The sequence below is a fragment of the Sinorhizobium sp. genome (genome assembly GCF_059070375.1).
Genome location: NZ_JCACWC010000003.1, coordinates 1954113 through 1971801, shown reverse-complemented (window position 1 = coordinate 1971801; position 17689 = coordinate 1954113). Strand labels below are relative to the sequence as shown.

The following is a 17689-nucleotide window of genomic DNA, read 5'->3' as shown; positions in this document are numbered from 1 at the left end:
CGAAGCTTTTCGGATTTTTTCAGCCGGATCTCGATTGAGTGCGGGTTTTTTTCTCCCGGATGCGGTAAGAACAGCGCGAACGACACATGCATTCGCTGACGAGAGACGACGGGCCCGCTCATGACTGCACAGAAAGCCGCTCCCTCAACGCTACGGATCGCCGTGGCACAGCTCAATCCCACGGTCGGAGACATTGCCGGCAACGTCGCGAAAGCACGCGAGGCGCGAACGGCGGCGGCGCGCGAAGGCGCCGATCTCCTGCTTCTGACCGAGCTCTTCATCTCCGGCTATCCGCCGGAAGACCTCGTCTTGAAGCCCGCTTTCCTGAAGGCCTGCGAGCAGGCTGTGGAGAAGCTTGCGGCGGAGACGGCAGATGGCGGGCCGGGCGTGGTCATCGGCTTTCCGCGGCAGGCCGCCGGCCTCCGGCACAATTCCGTTGCAGTTCTCGACGCTGGGACGATCATCGCCATCCGCGACAAGGTCGACTTGCCGAACTACGGCGAATTCGACGAAAAGCGCGTCTTCGACGCGGGTGAGATGCCGGGCCCGGTGAACTTTCGCGGCGTGCGGATCGGCATACCGGTGTGCGAGGACATATGGGGCGATCTCGGCGTCTGCGAGACCCTCGCGGAGAGTGGCGCCGAAATCCTCCTGTCACCGAACGGTTCGCCCTACTACCGAGGCAAGGTCGACGTGCGCCATCAGGTGGTGCTGCGGCAGGTGATCGAGACCGGTCTGCCGATGATCTATGCCAACCAGCTCGGCGGCCAGGACGAGCTGGTTTTCGACGGCGCGAGTTTCGCCTTCAACGCGGACAAGTCGCTGGCATTCCAGATGAGCCAATTCGAAGAGGCGGTGGCCGTCTCCGAATGGAAAAGGGGCGCGGGCGGCTGGACCTCGACCAACGGGCTCAAGTCGCGCATACCGGAAGGCGAAGAGGCGGATTACCGCGCCTGCATGCTGGGCTTTCGCGATTACGTCAACAAGAACGGCTTCAGGAACGTCGTTCTCGGCCTGTCCGGCGGTATCGATTCGGCGATCTGCACGGCGCTTGCGGTGGATGCGTTGGGCGAGGAGCGGGTTCGCACGGTCATGCTGCCCTACCGCTACACCTCGCGCGAGTCGTTGCAGGATGCCGAGGCATGCGCCAAGGCGCTCGGCTGCCGCTACGACATCGTTGCGATCGAAGAGCCGGTCGAGGGCTTCCTCAGCGCGCTCTCCGACATGTTCGAGGGAACCGAGGCGGGCATTACCGAGGAAAACCTTCAGAGCCGTACGCGCGGGACGATCCTGATGGCGATATCCAACAAATTCGGCTCCATGGTGGTGACGACGGGCAACAAATCCGAAATGTCGGTCGGTTACGCCACGCTTTACGGCGACATGAACGGCGGCTTCAATCCGATCAAGGATCTCTACAAGATGCAGGTTTACGCGCTGGCACGCTGGCGAAACGGCACCGTTCCGCCAGGAGCGCTGGGCCCGTCTGGCGAAGTCATTCCGCAGAACATCATCGACAAGGCGCCGTCGGCCGAACTCCGCCCCGACCAGACGGATCAGGATTCGCTGCCGCCTTATCCGGTGCTCGACGACATTCTCGAATGCCTGGTCGAGAAGGAAATGAGCACGGAGGAGATCGTCGCGCGCGGGCATGAAGAGGCAACCGTTCACCGGATCGAGCACCTGCTCTACATCGCTGAATACAAGCGCCGCCAGTCGGCGCCGGGCGTGAAGATCACCAGGAAGAATTTCGGCCGCGACCGGCGTTATCCGATCACCAACCGCTTCCGCGACAGGGGGTAGCATGCGCAGTTCGGTGGAGATCTTCGACATCGCGACCGGCGAGACGCGCGTCGTCTGGCAGACGGAGCGGCTGGTCGAGGCACCGAACTGGTCACCCGACGGAAAATTCCTCATCATCAACGGCGACGGCAGGCTTTATCGGCTTGGCTTCGACGGTTCCGAGCCCACGGAGATCGATACCGGCTTTGCCCGGCGCTGCAACAACGATCACGGGATTTCGCCCGACGGCAGCACGCTCGTGATCAGCGACAAGACGGAATTCGGCAGTTCGGCAATCTATCTCCTGCCGGCAGAAGGCGGCACGCCGCGGCTCGTCACACGCAACCTGCCGTCCTACTGGCACGGTTGGTCGCCCGACGGACGCATGCTGGCCTATTGCGGAATCCGCGATCAGGTCTTCGACATCTACACGATCCCGGTCGAAGGCGGGGAGGAACGCCGCCTGACGCAGGGGCAGGGCCGCAATGACGGGCCGGACTGGTCTGCGGACGGGGAGTGGATCTATTTCAATTCAAGCCGTACCGGCCGCATGCAGATCTGGCGGGTGAGGCCGGACGGCGAGGATCTACAGCGTATCACCGACAGCCCTTACGGCGACTGGTTTCCGCATCCGTCGCCGGACGGCAGGCACCTGCTCGTGCTCTCCTATGACGGCGATGTCTTCGATCACCCGCGCGATCTCGACGTGCGTCTCCGCCTGATGGATGCGGACGGCGGCAATGCGCGCGTACTGTTCGAACTCTTCGGCGGGCAGGGGACGGTGAACGTCCCGAACTGGTCGCCCTTGGGCACCGCCTTTGCCTTCGTACGCTATCAGCCGGAGGAATAGCCGGCGGGGTCAGACACGCGGCAGATTGTAGGGGGTGATTACTTCGACGGCGGAAAGATGCCGCTTTTCGGAGGCGCGCAGCGCGCCCCGGCGCTCCATAACCGCGTGGAAAGCCATGCGGACGTCCGTTTTCAGATCGTGGTGAAGAACGAACTGGACAAGGCCCTGACGCAGGAGGTCCAGATTGTCCTCGTCGAGGTCGTGAGCGACGAAAAGAAGGCAGCCGCGCTGCAACTGTCTGAAGGCGTCGAGCACGGCGGGATTGCCTCCGCCGATCGAATAAACAGCATTGATCTCCGGATGGCTGCCGATTGCCTTGAGGGCAAGTGCGCCTGTCTCCTCGTTCCTGCCGTGGCCCTCGCTGATCTCGATCACGCCGATATGCGGATATTTTTCCCGCAGCACGCGGCGAAAGCCGATCTCGCGTTCCTCTTCGCCGCGAAAGCGGCTGCTCGATATGGTGACCAGCACCGTCGCAGGACGGTCCGCGAAGCGCTCGCCGATCAGGTAGGCTGCGGTTTCCCCGGCGGCGCGATTGTCAGCCCCCGCATAGGCCGTCCGCGATGAATGCGGGAGATCGGTAACGAGCGTGACGACCGCAACTCCCGCTTCTTCGAGCCGCGCTACGGCGCCGGCAATCTCCGGCACGTCGGGCGCCTTGAGGACTACTCCGTCGGTTCCGCGAAGCCGAATACGGTCGAGCAACTGGCTGATGTCCTGCGGCCGCATGGTCTCGGCGAAATGGAAGCGGGACCGGAAAACGGTAGGCATGAAGGTCGCGGCTTCGCTTTCGAATGCCTTGCGCACCGCTTCGGTAAAGCGTTCCGGTGCCTCCATCACCACGTCGACGGCAAATTTCCGTCCCGGTACCTCAAGGCCGGCCTGCTGCCTCTCGAGTTCACGAATGGCTGCATTGACGCGCATTACCGTTTGCTGGCGCACGCCCCTCCGGCCGTTGAGGACGCGATCGACGGTCGCCGTACTGAGTCCCGCCTGGAAGGCGATGTCCTTGACGAGAAACGGATGTGCCACCGATCCCTCCTGATGGCTTTTTGATGGATTCCTGCTCTATATCAGAAGCGGGCAAGCCGTATAGTCGGATCATCGTCGTCCTTGAGGAGGAGAACTGATGAAGACGGACAATCCCGCGAGAGCGCGTCTGGAACGCGTCTGGCTCAGTGAGGCGGCCTGCGATATCGAGGAATTTCGCGCCGCGGTCGAGCACCGTGGCGGCCTGGCGGACTATCCGCACGCGGCAGACTGCCAGAAGAACGTCCTGATCTATGACAGCGCCCGTCTTATCGGTGATTGCGGCACGCAGGACGGCAGGCGGTCGGTGCTTGCGGAGATCTGCGAAGTGCTCGCGACGGGGCCGGGCGTCGCGGTCTTCAAGCGTGCCTTCACCGATACGCATGTGGTCGACGAAGCGAGCCGCATCTTCGATGAGATCATCGAGGAGCAGCACCGCACCAACAGCGGCGGCGGCGATCATTTCGCCAAGCCCGGCGCCAACGACCGGATCTGGAATTCTCTGGAAAAGCACTGCCTGAAGAACCCTGAGAATTTCGCCGCCTACTACGCCAACGCCATCATCGCGCTTGTCAGTGAGGCATGGCTTGGTCCGAGCTACCAGATGACGGCGCAGGTCAATCGCGTCAATCCGGGCGGCGCGTCTCAATCGCCGCATCGCGACTACCATCTGGGCTTCCAGACCTCGGCCGTCATAGAGCAGTATCCGGCGCATGTGCACAGGCTCTCGCCGGTCCTGACGCTCCAGGGCGCGGTCGCTCATTGCGACATGCCGGTCGAAAGCGGGCCAACCTTGTTCCTGCCCTATAGCCAGACGTATCTGCCTGGATATCTCGCTTTGAGACGGCCGGAGTTCCGCGCCTATTTCGAAGAGAATCATGTGCAATTGCCGCTGGAGAAGGGCGATGTCGTGTTCTTCAACCCGGCACTTTTCCACGCCGCGGGCAGCAACCGGTCTGCGGGAATCAAGCGTGTCGCCAATCTTCTGCAGGTATCCTCCGCCTTCGGCAGGGCGATGGAAACGGTGGATCGCGAACACATGTGCGCCGTGCTCTTTCCGGCTCTGAAAGTCCTTGCGGCCGGCGGCAAGCTCACGCAGGACGAAATTGCCCATGCGGTTGCCGCGTGCGCCGAAGGCTATTCATTCCCGACCAATCTCGATCGTGATCCGCCGGTTGGCGGTCTGGCGCCCAGGACGCAGGCGCAGCTGATGCACGAAGCGCTTGCCGGTGAATGGAGTGCCGAGGCGTTTGCCGAGGCGTTGGCCGATCAGGCGGCGAGAAAGCTAAGCTAAACCACCTGGCTCAATGCACGGTCACGAAGCCATATTCACCAACATATCAAAGGGAGGAACAGGATGAGCACGGACCACGCCCGTTTGGACGGGAAGATCGCCATCGTGACCGGTGGCACGCAGGGGCTCGGTGCCGCGATTGCCGCACTCTTTGCCGAGCGTGGCGCCGCCGGCGTCGTCATTTGCGGGCGAAACGCGGCGAAGGGGGAGGCGAAAGCTGCCGAGATCGCCGCGGCGACCGGTTCGAAGGTCGTCTACGTACCGGCGGATCTCGAGCGGGTGGAGGACGCCCGAACGGTCGTCGCGGTTTGCGACCGCACTTTCGGCCGCGTCGATGCGCTGGTCAACGCCGCAGCGATCACCGACCGGGGCACGATCCTAGACACCAGCCCGGAACTCTTCGACCGGATGTTCGCGGTCAATGTGCGGGCGCCATTCTTCCTGATGCAAGAGGTGATAAAGGTGATGCGGCGGGAGAAGACGGAGGGCACGATCGTCAATATCGGTTCCATGTCGGCGAAGGCGGGCCAGCCTTTCATCACAGCCTATTGTGCGTCGAAGGGGGCGCTGGAGACGCTGACCAGGAACACCGCCTATGCCGTCCTGCGCAACCGGATACGGATCAACGGCCTCAACATCGGCTGGATGGCCTCGGAAGGCGAAGACCGCATCCAGCGCGAATATCACGATGCGCCGGCGAACTGGCTGGAAAAGGCGGCGGCGAGCCAGCCCTTCGGCAGGCTCGTAGATCCGGCCGAGGTCGCGCGCGCCTGCGCCTATCTCTCATCGGCAGAATCCGGCCTCATGACGGGTTCCGTCATCTGTTTCGATCAGTCGATCTGGGGGGCCTATGACGCCTCGCCTCATCCGGAGGCACCGCTCTGAAGCTCTCCTCTTGCTCGCCTTGCGTTTCGAGGGGAGCTGTGGCCATATGCCGCCGTCAGGTGCCCGCGAAATGCGGGAGAATCGGGAAGCCGGTGCAGTTCCGGCACGTGCCCAACGCTGTGACGGGGACGTTCTCGCCAGGTTGGTCTGAATCTTTTCAGACCTTTGCCACTGAATCTTCACGTGATTCGGGAAGGCGGCGCGAACGGATGATCCGAAGTCAGAAGACCGGCCTGGCGAGATAGACCGGCCCCGCGCGGACGGCGGGAGGTTTCCGCATTGTTGGGGATCGAACGATGCTGCCTGACCAGAACGGCTGCCTTGCGGCGGCCGGAGCTTTTTCGCCGGACGAGCGCGCCGCCGTCTATCGTGCCATAGAGACCCGCCGCGACGTGCGCGACGAATTCCTGCCCGAGCCACTGCCTGAGGATCTGGTCGCGCGACTGCTCGCTGCGGCGCACCAGGCTCCGTCCGTCGGCTTCATGCAACCTTGGAACTTCGTGCTCGTTCGTCGGGACGAGACGCGGGAGAAAGTCCGGCAGGCATTCCAGCGCGCCAATGACGAGGCCGCAGAGATGTTTTCCGGCGAAAGACAGGCGAAGTATCGCTCGCTGAAGCTCGAAGGCATTCGCAAGGCGCCGCTCAGCATTTGCGTGACCTGCGACCGGACGCGCGGCGGAGCGGTCGTCCTGGGCCGCACCCATAATCCGCAGATGGATCTGTACTCGACCGTTTGCGCCGTCCAGAACCTCTGGCTTGCCGCGCGCGCCGAAGGGGTGGGCGTCGGCTGGGTCAGCATTTTCCATGAGAGGGAGATCAAGGCGATTCTCGGGATTCCGGAGCATATCGAAATCGTTGCCTGGCTTTGCCTGGGTTTCGTCGACAAGCTGTATCAAGAGCCGGAACTCGCCGCGAAGGGCTGGCGGCAGCGCTTGCCGCTCGAAGATCTCGTTTTCGAGGAAGGCTGGGGTGTCCGTTAGATCACGATGTTAGGGTCGATCTAAGGCCTGTTGATACTCTGGATACCCGACGCGGCTTGTTCGATACCCTCATTCCTGTGCTTGTCACAGGAATCCAGCCAGACCAAGTCCTTGGGCTGAAAGAACTCTTCCCGCGCCGCAGACGCGGCGCTGCTGGATCCCTGTGACAAGCACAGGGATGAGGGTCGAGAGGGTGCGACCCCTCGGCGCGTTTCATAAACCGTGAAGATAGCGAGGCGGCGCGGAAGCTCCCGCCCGTATACAGCGTCCCGCTTCGCTTCGATGTAGCAGCCACACATCCCCGGTCCCTCATTCCTGTGCTTGTCACAGGAATCCAGCCAGACCAAGTCCTTGGGCTGAAAGAACGCTTCCCGCGCCGCAGACGCGGCGCTGCTGGATCCCTGTGACGAGCACAGGGATGAGGTGAGGAGAGAGTGCGGTCCCTCGGCGCGCTTCATAAACCGTGAAGATAGCGAGGCGACACGACAGGTCCCGGGTCACGCCCGTATACAGCGTCCCGCTTCGCTTCGATGTAGTAGCCGCACATCCCCGGTCCCTCATTCCTGTGCTCGTCACAGGAATCCAGCCAGACCAAGTCCTTGGGCTGAAAGAACGCTTCCCGCGCCGCAGACGCGACGCTGCTGGATCCCTGTGACGAGCACAGGATGAGGGTGGAGAGATTGCAGTCCTCCGAAAAGTTTCCCACAGCGCTGCGCATCTTACCGGACGCGCAAAGGTCGCTGCTTAACGGGCTCTGGATCAAGAATATGCGTGATTCCACCAGAATGCTCGCGCCGGCGCCTGTCAATTGTCCTGCAGCGGCTGGTATCGCGGCCCAAGCGGATGCTTGAGGTCGATCGCGCTCTCTTCCTGCGGAAGGAAAGTCGGACCGACGATGCGGACCTTGTTTTTGGTCGGGTCGTAGGGCCGCTCTTCTATCGGCTTGGGCGGCGCCTTTCTCTCGCTGCCGATGGTAATGACCGATGGGCTAACGGCGGTGAGCTTTCCGGCAGAGCCTGTCTTTTGCCTGCTGGCATCCGTTGCCGAATCCGGGATTCCGCAGCCACAGATGCCCGGTGAGCCGACACCGCGCGCCCGGTAGGCAAAGGCCGTTGGGAGGTCGGTGTAGGGCCGGCCGGTCGTTGCCGAAACCATCCGGTCCGCTTCTTCCGTTGCGAGCACATGGTAGTAGAGCTCCGTCTCCGCACCCGGGCAGCGCGCGCGGCAGAGATCGGCGTCGCGACCGAAGTCCGCCGGCGTGGCATGCGAGGAGATGGGAAAGAAGGCGCCATCGCATGTTCGCACGCACATGGTTCTGAGGCTGCCGGCGAAATCGGGCTCCATGAGCGGAAGCTCTGCCCCGGGGGCGTCGAGTAGTAGCGGATAGGCATCGCTGTCCGGCGGCAGGTCCCTCAGGATGTTCCGGTGAACCTCCGCTTCCCGGGCGGCGGCGTTCGCAAACTCGCCTCCGGCGCTTCCGGTATCCCAAGCCTCGCGCACCCCCGAGCAGCCGTTGAGTTCCATTGCGGCGAGGATGCGCCGCCGAACGTCGTCGTCGCCACCGCCGATCAGATGCCTGCGCTGCGCCTTGAGTTGCCGCAGATTTTCCTCCATCCGCGCGATCGTGCCGTCGAGTTCGGCGCAAGCCGCCTCGTCATCGCCGCCGATAATGACGACGCTGTCGCTGCTGCATTCCATTCGGCGGCGATCGTTCTTGGCGCGCCGCAGCTCGATGTTCTGGCGGGAGACCGCACCTGTGAAATCGCGCAGGCTGGCATTCGTCGTGAAACCTGTGGGAAGGCCCGCGAGGCGGGCGCTCAGCCGTTCGCAAACGCCGGATGCCGCAGCCGGGCCGGTTGTCGCCAACGCGAGCGGTACGAGAACCGCCGCGATGCGCCGGATCTTGGATGCCACCTTCGGGGACGCGGACACGTGCTTCTTCCTGCCTTGCAGCGGACCGTTGCCGATGTGTCCGCCTTACCGCCTCATCATAGGACCTTGTCGAGATGGTGCAACGGGAAGAGGGCATCTGCGTTAATTTGCGATGCCCTTGAATGGAAAGCAGTGGGCCGTGCGCCTGCACGGCCCGGAATATCGGGTCAGGCGGCGCGTGCCGTTTCGAGCGACATCGGGCGATCGAGGACGGTACCTTCGATGGAGGCCACCGCCTTCATCGTTTCGAGCAGGTTCCTGCTCACCTCCCAGGCAATGGCGACCGCATGGACGGAGCCGATCCTGTGCGGGTCGGCTATGCGCTCCCCCGGGCAACCCATGCGGCGGAACATTCGCTCCAGGAACACGTCGGTGACCGTGACGATATGGCTGATGCCCGAGGCAAGGCTCATTTCGCCCACACCGCACATCAGTTCGGCCGCGGCGATGGTGACCTGGTTCGATGCGCGATCCTGGGAAATTTCGGGATCGATGCAGAAGCGGCTCGATTCCCACACCGACGCGCTGCGGATTTCCGGATTGTCCCCGAGCAGGATCGGGAACGTATCGTCCAGCATATTCGGACCGAGCGTCGGAAGGAGCCTGAGAGAGCCACGAATCTTGCCAGTGTCCGGCGAGTACGACATGACATAGAGCGGATTGGCCTTGTCGTAGTGGTCGATTTCCCAGTCCCCTTCGGTCTTGACGTCCCACTTCAAGAAGTCGTGGAATACGCGCTTACGCAGCCGGAACATCTCGTCGATGGCCTGGGGATGCTGGCTGCGACCGTTTCCGTTCACTATCCTGATCATTTTTCGCTCCATGCGTGATTACGCGATGTAGCGATGCTGTCAGGCTCGGATGACATATGTAACTGTCTATAGTGACAGTTTATTTTCTTGTTATTTCCCAATAGATTTGTGGGGGAAACTGCGAGTGGCCGGTCCTGTCCCGGGCCGGCAACCCGTCAGATGGTGGGGATCAGAGCGTGTCGAACAGCGTGCGCTACGGCTTGCGTGTTGGACACTACATTGAGTTTGCGGCGGGCATTGGTCATGAAGAAACGCACGGTTCGCTCGGATATCCCGAGAATAGTTGCAATCTCCCAGTAGCTCTTGCCGGCCGCCGACCAGGTGAGCACTTCGGTTTCCCGCCCGGTCAGGCGGAGATCGCGCTCGTCGAGCGCCCCGGCCATGGCCGAATGTTCGAGCATGGAGGCGTGGAACAGGTTGGCAGCGAGCTGGAAATCGCGCAGATGGCAACGGCGATAGGCGGACCACTCGACCGGCGACATATTGGCACCGATTGCGAGGAGCGCCATGCGGCCGGCAGGCGAGGGGAGCGGCAAGGCCACGCCTTCGGTGGAAAGCCCGATCTCCTCGGCCGCCTCGAAGAGGGGCTCGCATTCCGGAAAGCGGCGCCGCGCTGTCGCCCATTCCACGGGCCTGACACCGCCTAGCGCAAGCTTGAGGATCGGGTCGATCCTGTAAAGCTCCCTGGCGGCGTAGATTTCAGCGGCGTAGGCGCCGAAAGTGTGATGCAGGCGGCAGATTCTCAGACCATCCGGAAGCGACTCCGCCTCCAGATACAGGAGATGCGAGATGTTGAAGGTTCTTCGCATCAAGGCGAAGAAGCGCTCGGGGTCGGCGCAACCTCCATATTCCACGATATCCAGCAAATTGAGGACAGCTTGTTGATTAGTCATGCCGTAACACCGAAACTTGCCCCTATAATAAACATGGTTTACGGCGGCCGGTTTTGTCTAGTGCAATATTTCATAAACGGTGCAGTAATCCGGTCTATACAATCATAAGTTGAGTTTTGAGCCTGATATCGCTAGCGCGGCCGCGCCGGCTCCCCTGGAAGCAGCGCTTTTCGGCCCTCCATCGCCAATGAGGAGGCGCGCCATCCCTCAGACGGGATGGCTCGATTCGACCACGGCCAGCGCCGCCATATTGACGACGCCGCGCGAGGTAACGGACGGCGACAGGATATGCGCCGGCAGCGCCGAGCCCAGAAGGATCGGACCGACATGCAAGCTGTCCGTCATGGTTTTGACCACGCCGAGCGTGATATTGGCGGCGTCGAGATTGGGGAAGACGAGCAGATTCGCTTCGCCGTTCAGCGTGCTGTCCGGCATCACGCGTTGGCGCAGGACCTCGGAGATGGCGGAATCGCCATGCATTTCTCCGTCCACCTCCAGATCGGGGGCTAGCTCGCGCACGAGCTGCAGTGCGGTGCGCATCTTGAAAGCGCTCTCGGAATCGCGCGAGCCGAAGTTCGAATGGGAGACGAGGGCGGCACGCGGCGTGATGCCGAAGCGGCGGATTTCGTTTGCAGCCATCACCGTCGTCTGAGCGATCTCCTCTGCGCTCGGGCTGAAGCTCACATAGGTATCGGTAAAGAAAGTCGCGCCGCGTTGTGAGATCAGGAGGCTGAGCGCCGAGAAGTCGAGTACGCCCGGACGCTTGCCGATGATCTGCGATACATCGCGCAAATGCTTGCTGTAGCGTCCCTCAACCCCGCAGATCAGCGCGTCTGCCTCGCCGCGCTTGACGGCGAGCGCACCGATGACCGTCGTATTCGTGCGCACGATCGTGCGGGCCGCCTCGGGGATCACGCCGAGCCGCCCGACGAGGGCGAAATAATCATCGACATAGTCGCGATAGCGCGGGTCGCCCTCGGGATTGACGACCTCGAAATCGACGTCGGGGCGGATTCTGAGGCCGTAGCGCCGCAGTCGGGTCTCGATGATTTGCGGGCGGCCGATCAGGATCGGCTTGGCTGTGCCTTCCTCCAGCAGAACCTGGGCGGCCCGCAGCACCCGCTCATCTTCGCCCTCGGCGAAGATGACGCGGTTCTTCGTCGCATTCTTCGCTGCAGCAAAGACCGGTTTCATGATGAAGCCGGAGCGGAAGACGAACCGGTTGAGCTTGTCGAGATAGGCGTCGAAGTCCTGGATCGGACGCGTGGCGACGCCGCTTTCGGCTGCAGCCTTTGCAACGGCCGGCGCAATCCGCAGGATCAGCCGCTGATCGAAAGGCGAAGGGATCAGGTAATCGGGGCCGAAGACGGGCGTTTCGCCGGAATAGGCGCGCGCGGCGACATCCGACGGCTCCTCGCGGGCAAGGCCTGCTATCGCGCGCACCGCCGCCATCTTCATCTCTTCGTTAATGGTGCGTGCGCCGCAATCGAGCGCGCCACGGAAAATATGCGGGAAACAGAGGACATTGTTGACCTGGTTCGGAAAATCCGAGCGTCCGGTGCAGATCATGGCATCGGGGCGCGCGGCGCGGGCCACTTCGGGCATGATCTCCGGCGTAGGATTGGCCAGCGCCATGATCAGTGGCTTTTCGGCCATCCGGGCCAACAGTTCAGGCTTGAGGACGCCGGCGGCCGAGAGCCCCAGAAACACGTCGGCTCCGCCGATGCTGTCGGCGAGCACACGATTGTCGCTCTCCTGCGCATAGACGGCTTTCCACTCGTCCATCAGGGCCTCGCGCCCCTTGTAGACGAGACCTTCGATGTCGTGGACCCAGATGTTTTCGCGCTTGGCGCCCAGCGTGACGAGGAGGTTGAGGCAGGCAAGCGCCGCCGCCCCGGCACCTGAGGCCACGATCTTGGCCTCGGCAATGTCCTTGCCGGCAAGTTCCAGGCCGTTCAGGACGGCGGCAGCGACGATGATCGCGGTCCCGTGCTGGTCGTCGTGGAAGACCGGTATTTCCATTTTCTCGCGCAGACGCCGCTCCACCTCGAAACATTCGGGAGCTTTGATGTCCTCGAGATTGATGCCGCCGAAGGTCGGCTCCAGCGCCGAGATGACGTCGACCATCCGATCGACCGTCGGTGCGTCGATCTCGATGTCGAAGACGTCGATCCCCGCGAACTTCTTGAAGAGAACGGCCTTCCCCTCCATCACGGGTTTGGAGGCCAGGGGACCGATATTGCCAAGGCCGAGAACGGCTGTGCCGTTGGATACCACGGCGACGAGATTGGCGCGGGCGGTGAAATCGGCGGCGGTCTCGGGATTGTCCTTGATGGCGAGGCAAGGTGCGGCGACCCCCGGCGAATAGGCGAGCGCCAGGTCGCGCTGATTCCCGAGTGGCTTGGTCGGCTGGATCTCGAGCTTGCCGGGGCGAGGATAGCGATGGAAGAAGAGTGCCTGCTGATCGATGTCTCCGCTGGCGGGAACGGCCTGGGATTTCGCTTTATCGCCCGTGTTCATGCCTTTGCATTCCTTGAATTCTTGCGTGGGACCCGAGAGCGCGGTTATGAAATCGCGCTCACATCCGGTGCTGATCGATGTCGTGCCTTTTGGCATGAATCGCCCGGCAGGTACAGTTTCGACGCGGTTCTTTCCAGGCATGGCTACGCGGCGCTTGCTGCGTGCTCCGCGTCCCATGTCATCTTCCTGAAACACGAGTCTGATTTTGACGGTCGTGAAACGGCTAAACCAGGATGAGGCTGGCATGGCGGCGGCATCGGCATACCAACAGAATTCCGTTCTGAGACTGCGGACGCTTTTCATTTCCGATGTTCATCTGGGCTCGAAAGCGGCCAAGACGGACTTTCTTCTGGATTTCCTGCGGCACCACGAGGCGGAGACGATCATTCTGGTCGGGGATATCGTGGACGGCTGGCGTCTCAAACGCAGCTGGTACTGGCCGCAATCGTGCAACGACGTGGTCCAGAAGCTTCTGCGCAAGGCACGAAAAGGCACGCGCATCATCTACATCCCCGGTAATCACGACGAGTTCCTCCGGGAGTTTCCGGGCGTTCATTTCGGCGGTATCGAAGTGGCGCAACGCTATCTCCACAAGGGTGCGGACGGGCGGACCTATCTCGTGCTGCACGGGGACGAGTTCGACGTGGTCGTGCGCAACGCACGCGTTCTCGCCTATCTCGGCGACTGGGCCTACGACATGGCAATCGCCATCAATATTGGCCTTGCGGCCATACGTCGTCGTCTCGACATGCCTTACTGGTCGTTTTCCTCCTGGGCCAAGCTGCAGGTCAAACACGCGGTGAACTTCATCGGCGAGTTCCAGAAAGTCGTGACCGAGGAAGCCCGTCGTCACGACGCGCAAGGGGTGATCTGCGGCCACATCCATCATGCGGTCATCGAAGACATCGACGGCATCAGGTACATCAACACGGGCGACTGGGTGGAGAGCTGCACGGCAATCGCCGAGCATCACGACGGCACGATGGAGCTCATCACCTGGCACCAGATGCGCGGCGACAGCGCCGCTGGGCAGCGAGCCGCCGAGGCCGAGACAATGCCCGTCAGGCGGCTTGCACCGCAGGCCGCCTGAGTGATTTGCGGGGCAAGGAAAAGCCGCGGAAGGGTCTGACTATCGTTCCGGTGGACAAGCGTCCGCGGTGACGACGAGCCGATGGCAAACACACGCGCGGTTGTGTTAATGGTGGCCCACAGCCATCAGGTCCCTCCATGATTCCGTCATCTGCTCCCGCATTCGTCGCGGGGCCCCCGCCGCGCCATTTCGCACTCCGCATCGCGCTTCTCTTCTCAGCGCCGCTGATCGTCAACGGTTTCGCGATGCCGTACTTTCCGGTCTGGCTGAGCAGCCTGTCGCTCAGCGACTTCGAAATCGGCATAGTGCTTGCAGTTCCGATGTTCGTCCGGGTGATCACCGCACCGCTGGCGGGCGTTCTCGCAGACCGCATCGGGGAGCGGGCGATCGTCCTGATCTGGTCGGGCATCCTGTCCTTCGCCGGGGCCATCGTTCTTTTCTATGCGCAGAGCTTCTGGCCGGTGCTCGTCATCTACACGCTGCAATCGGCGGTTTATTCGCCCTATGTGCCGATCGTTGAGGCGATAGCACTTTCGGGCGTGCGGCGCTGGGGATTCGACTATGCGCAGATGCGTGTCTGGGGATCGGTCGCCTTTATCGGGGCGACGATGCTGGGTGGCTGGCTGATCGGAGTCGTCGGCGGGCAGATGGTCCTGCCCGCAATGGCGGCAGGCTTCGCGCTCACCATACTGTTGGCGGTGGCCGCGCCGCGTGTCGGCCGTCCGCGCAGGCCATCACCGATTACCGCAATCACCGAGCCGCCGCCGCAATCGCTGCGCCAGGCGGACCTGCAACTGCTTTTGGTCGGCGTGACGCTGGTCAACAGCAGCCATGCGATGCTCTTCGCCTTCTCTGCCATCTACTGGCAGCATATCGGCTACAGCGGCACGCAGATCGGTATTCTCTGGAGTGCCGGCGTCGCAGCGGAAGTGCTGATGTTCTTCCCTGCCAGGGCGATCGTCCGCCGGTTCAGCGTCTGGACGATGATTTTCTCCGGCTGTCTGCTCGCGGTCGTGCGCTGGCTGATTTTTCCGATGGATCTCGGCTTCTCGGGCTATTTCGTTCTGCAGTGCTTCCACGCCTTCACCTATGCCATCATGCATACGGGCATGCAGCACAAGCTGGTCGAACGTGTCGCGGAGGAGCAGGAAGCGTCGGCGCAGGGGCTTTACTTTTTCTACACCGGCATCTTCACGGCGATCTTCACCTTTCTGTCGGGCTATTTCTACGCCTGGTTCGGCGTCGACGGCTTCTACTCCATGTCGGTGGTCGCGCTTTCCGGCTGCCTTTTCACTTTCCTCGGCTGGTATCTTCAGCCCCAGAGGCTGGCCTCCGGCGGAAAGACGAGCGAGGCCTCGTAGCGAAGGCCCGGCGTGCGGTCTTTCGAGAGCAGCAGCGGTCCGTCGAGATCCACGAAATCGGCGCCCTGCGCGACAAGCACCGCCGGCGCCATGGCGAGGGAACTGCCGACCATGCAGCCGACCATGATCTTCAGGCCGAGGGCTTCGGCCGCGGCGCGCATGCGCAGGGCCTCGGTCAGCCCTCCGGTCTTGTCGAGTTTGATGTTGACCGCATCGTAGCGGCCGACGAGCCTTTCGAGGTCCTCCGTGGCATGCACGCTTTCGTCGGCGCAGACGGGTACGGGGCGGGGCAGGGAGGCGAGTATCTCGTCGCGGCCGGCCGGCAGCGGCTGTTCGATGAGGCTGATGCCGTTCTCGGCGCAGGCGGTGAAATGGGCCGTAAGGTTGGCTGCCGTCCATCCCTCATTGGCGTCGAGAATGATGCGGCTCGCCGGCGCGCCGCTCCTGACGGCGCGAATGCGCGCCGTGTCGTCTTCCGTTCCGACTTTCACCTTGAGAAGCGCCCGATGGCCGTGTTTCTCGGCCTGGGCCCTCATCTCCTCCGGTTCGCCGAGCGACAAGGTGTAGGCGGTGGTCAAAGGCATCGGGCCGGCTATTCCGGCGAGCGCCGCAGCGGAGCTTCCACTGCGCTTTGCCTCGAGATCCCACAGGGCGCAGTCGACCGCGTTTCGAGCGGCGCCGGCCTTCATCGCCTTCTGCAGGTCGGTGCGTGTCATACCCTCTTCGATGAGCGGTCGTACGGTCTCGATGGCGCTCAGCACCGACTCGACCGATTCGCCGTAGCGGGCATAGGGAACGCACTCGCCCCAACCCGATAGCTCGCCGTCGGTAACGCGGCAGGTGACGACGCTTGCCGTGGTTTTCGAGCCGCGCGAAATGGTGAAAGCCCCGGCGATCGGGAAATGTTCGACGGTGGCTGTAAGAGAAATCGGCATAGGGACCCCTTGACTTCATACGCTCCGGACCGCGGAAGGCGGACTTTCGCGAAGCTTCCGGCCCATTGTGTCATTTCTGTCGCACCAAGGGCACTGTACGACTTTGAATTCCCGCATGATTTTGTCATCAAATCGATTCTGGTTTAAGAGACTATGCGGAGAACGAACTGAAAGACCGATATCACGTGACGCGTGCCCAAACAGAGACCGCTGCCGACGTCGTCGTCGATGAGGGCGCCGCCGGAAACGGTCGGCGCTATGTGTTCAGCGGCGACTGGCGGCACGAGACCGCGGAGGAGATGGCCGCCAAGCTGAAGCGGCTTGAAAAGCCCTCCGATGGGCAGAGCGAGTTTGACTTCTCCGGCATCACCGCGATGGACACCGCCGGTGCATGGATCATTCGCCGCTTCATGCACGGGACAGCCGACGACGTTCGGTTCACGGGCGGCGAGCGTTATGCCGAGCTGGTCCGCGCACTGCCGAAGCAACTGCGCAGCCCGGAAGAGAGTGGGACCAGAATGCCGCTTTTTCAGCGGCTGTTTACGCCCGTGGGTGAGCTGACGGTCTCCATCTGGACCGACACGGTCGCGGCCATGTACATTCTGGGGTCTGCGGTACGCGGTGCGCAGATGAAGCTCGGGCGTCACGCGGGCGTCTCGCCTGCTGCGATCGTCCATCAGATCGACCGCATGGGCGTCATGGCGACGCCCATCATCACCCTGATGTCGTTCCTGATCGGCGCCATCATCGCGCAACAGGGAGCGTTCCAGCTCCGTTCTTTCGGAGCGGAAATTTTCGTCGTCGATCTCGTCGGCATCCTGCAATTGCGCGAGATCGGCGTGTTGCTGACCGCGATCATGATCGCCGGCCGGTCGGGCAGCGCGATTACCGCCGAGATCGGCTCCATGAAGATGCGCGAAGAGGTCGACGCGCTCAAGGTCATGGGCTTGAGTCCGGTCGGCGTTCTCGTCTTTCCGCGTCTCGTGGCGCTGACGATTGTCTTGCCGCTCCTGACGATCATTGCGAACTTCGCCGCCCTTGCCGGCGCCGCCATGGTGGCATGGGCCTATTCCGACATCACAATCCCGACCTTTTTGGCGCGGCTGCAGGAAGCTGTCGATTTCTCCTCGGTCGCGGCCGGTATGATCAAGGCCCCCTTTATGGCCCTGATCATCGGCGTCGTTGCCGCAGTCGAGGGACTGAAGGTCGGCGGCAGCGCCGAGTCGCTCGGGCGGCGTGTGACCTCCTCCGTCGTCAAATCGATATTCGTCGTGATTCTGATCGACGGATTGTTCGCCATGTTCTACGCGGCAATCGATTTCTGAG

General features: G+C 62.5%; 14 protein-coding genes and 1 riboswitch. Of the genes, 8 read left to right on the top strand and 6 right to left on the bottom strand.

Translation table 11 applies throughout. The features are described from left to right. Positions 1-120 precede the first annotated feature (120 nt). Together AC5J09_RS21580 and AC5J09_RS21575 are read left to right on the top strand one after the other, a co-directional pair. Positions 121-1803, top strand: coding sequence for an NAD+ synthase (locus AC5J09_RS21580; RefSeq protein WP_100673097.1), 1683 nt, complete (start codon positions 121-123; stop codon positions 1801-1803). Between the two features lies 1 nt (position 1804). Beyond that, positions 1805-2632, top strand: a complete 828-nt coding sequence (locus AC5J09_RS21575) for a TolB family protein (RefSeq protein WP_494298449.1) — start codon at positions 1805-1807, stop codon at positions 2630-2632. 9 nt (positions 2633-2641) lie between these two features. Here AC5J09_RS21575 and AC5J09_RS21570 read toward each other — a convergent pair whose 3' ends face one another. Beyond that, on the bottom strand, positions 2642-3664 hold the full coding sequence (locus AC5J09_RS21570) for a LacI family DNA-binding transcriptional regulator (protein WP_324761862.1): 1023 nt from the start codon (positions 3662-3664) through the stop codon (positions 2642-2644). 97 nt (positions 3665-3761) lie between these two features. Here AC5J09_RS21570 and AC5J09_RS21565 point away from each other — a divergent pair, with 97 nt between their 5' ends. The 3 genes from AC5J09_RS21565 to bluB all read left to right on the top strand — a co-directional run bounded on the left by AC5J09_RS21565 (position 3762) and on the right by bluB (position 6820). Beyond that, positions 3762-4955, top strand: coding sequence for a phytanoyl-CoA dioxygenase family protein (locus tag AC5J09_RS21565; RefSeq protein ID WP_275597828.1), 1194 nt, complete (start codon positions 3762-3764; stop codon positions 4953-4955). 63 nt (positions 4956-5018) lie between these two features. Further along, positions 5019-5840 carry an SDR family oxidoreductase gene (locus AC5J09_RS21560; protein ID WP_324761860.1) on the top strand — a complete coding sequence of 274 codons (822 nt, stop codon included), beginning with the start codon at positions 5019-5021 and terminating at the stop codon, positions 5838-5840. Between the two features lie 40 nt (positions 5841-5880). Then, positions 5881-6091: riboswitch (cobalamin riboswitch) on the top strand. Positions 6092-6136: 45 nt separating this feature from the next. After that, positions 6137-6820, top strand: a complete 684-nt coding sequence (bluB, locus tag AC5J09_RS21555; protein WP_324761859.1) for a 5,6-dimethylbenzimidazole synthase — start codon at positions 6137-6139, stop codon at positions 6818-6820. A gap of 804 nt (positions 6821-7624) precedes the next feature. Here bluB and AC5J09_RS21550 read toward each other — a convergent pair. From AC5J09_RS21550 to AC5J09_RS21535, 4 genes are all read right to left on the bottom strand, one after another. Beyond that, complete coding sequence (locus tag AC5J09_RS21550) at positions 7625-8752, bottom strand: DUF2865 domain-containing protein (RefSeq protein WP_494298448.1); 1128 nt, start codon at positions 8750-8752, stop codon at positions 7625-7627. Positions 8753-8919: 167 nt separating this feature from the next. Continuing rightward, the gene (locus AC5J09_RS21545) at positions 8920-9564 is read right to left on the bottom strand and encodes an acyl-homoserine-lactone synthase (protein WP_003534106.1); all 645 of its coding nucleotides are present in this window, start codon (positions 9562-9564) and stop codon (positions 8920-8922) included. Positions 9565-9719: 155 nt separating this feature from the next. Beyond that, positions 9720-10457: a helix-turn-helix transcriptional regulator gene (locus AC5J09_RS21540; RefSeq protein WP_018095134.1), complete on the bottom strand. Its 738-nt coding sequence runs from the start codon at positions 10455-10457 to the stop codon at positions 9720-9722. 207 nt (positions 10458-10664) lie between these two features. Then, on the bottom strand, positions 10665-12977 hold the full coding sequence (locus AC5J09_RS21535) for an NADP-dependent malic enzyme (RefSeq protein ID WP_100673238.1): 2313 nt from the start codon (positions 12975-12977) through the stop codon (positions 10665-10667). 244 nt (positions 12978-13221) lie between these two features. Between AC5J09_RS21535 and AC5J09_RS21530 the strand changes: the two genes are divergently transcribed. Together AC5J09_RS21530 and AC5J09_RS21525 are read left to right on the top strand one after the other, a co-directional pair. Beyond that, entirely contained in the window at positions 13222-14067 is an 846-nt protein-coding gene (locus AC5J09_RS21530; RefSeq protein WP_494298447.1) for a UDP-2,3-diacylglucosamine diphosphatase, read from the top strand. Between the two features lie 137 nt (positions 14068-14204). Then, on the top strand, positions 14205-15428 hold the full coding sequence (locus tag AC5J09_RS21525; RefSeq protein ID WP_494298446.1) for an MFS transporter: 1224 nt from the start codon (positions 14205-14207) through the stop codon (positions 15426-15428). Here the strand turns inward: AC5J09_RS21525 and dgcA are convergent. Continuing rightward, positions 15380-16363 carry an N-acetyl-D-Glu racemase DgcA gene (gene dgcA, locus AC5J09_RS21520; protein ID WP_494298445.1) on the bottom strand — a complete coding sequence of 328 codons (984 nt, stop codon included), beginning with the start codon at positions 16361-16363 and terminating at the stop codon, positions 15380-15382. The two genes, AC5J09_RS21525 and dgcA, sit on opposite strands and share 49 nt — an antisense overlap. A gap of 185 nt (positions 16364-16548) precedes the next feature. On the opposite strand from dgcA, the gene AC5J09_RS21515 reads away from it, so the two are divergent. After that, positions 16549-17688, top strand: coding sequence for an ABC transporter permease (locus AC5J09_RS21515; protein WP_100673108.1), 1140 nt, complete (start codon positions 16549-16551; stop codon positions 17686-17688). Position 17689 lies beyond the last annotated feature (1 nt).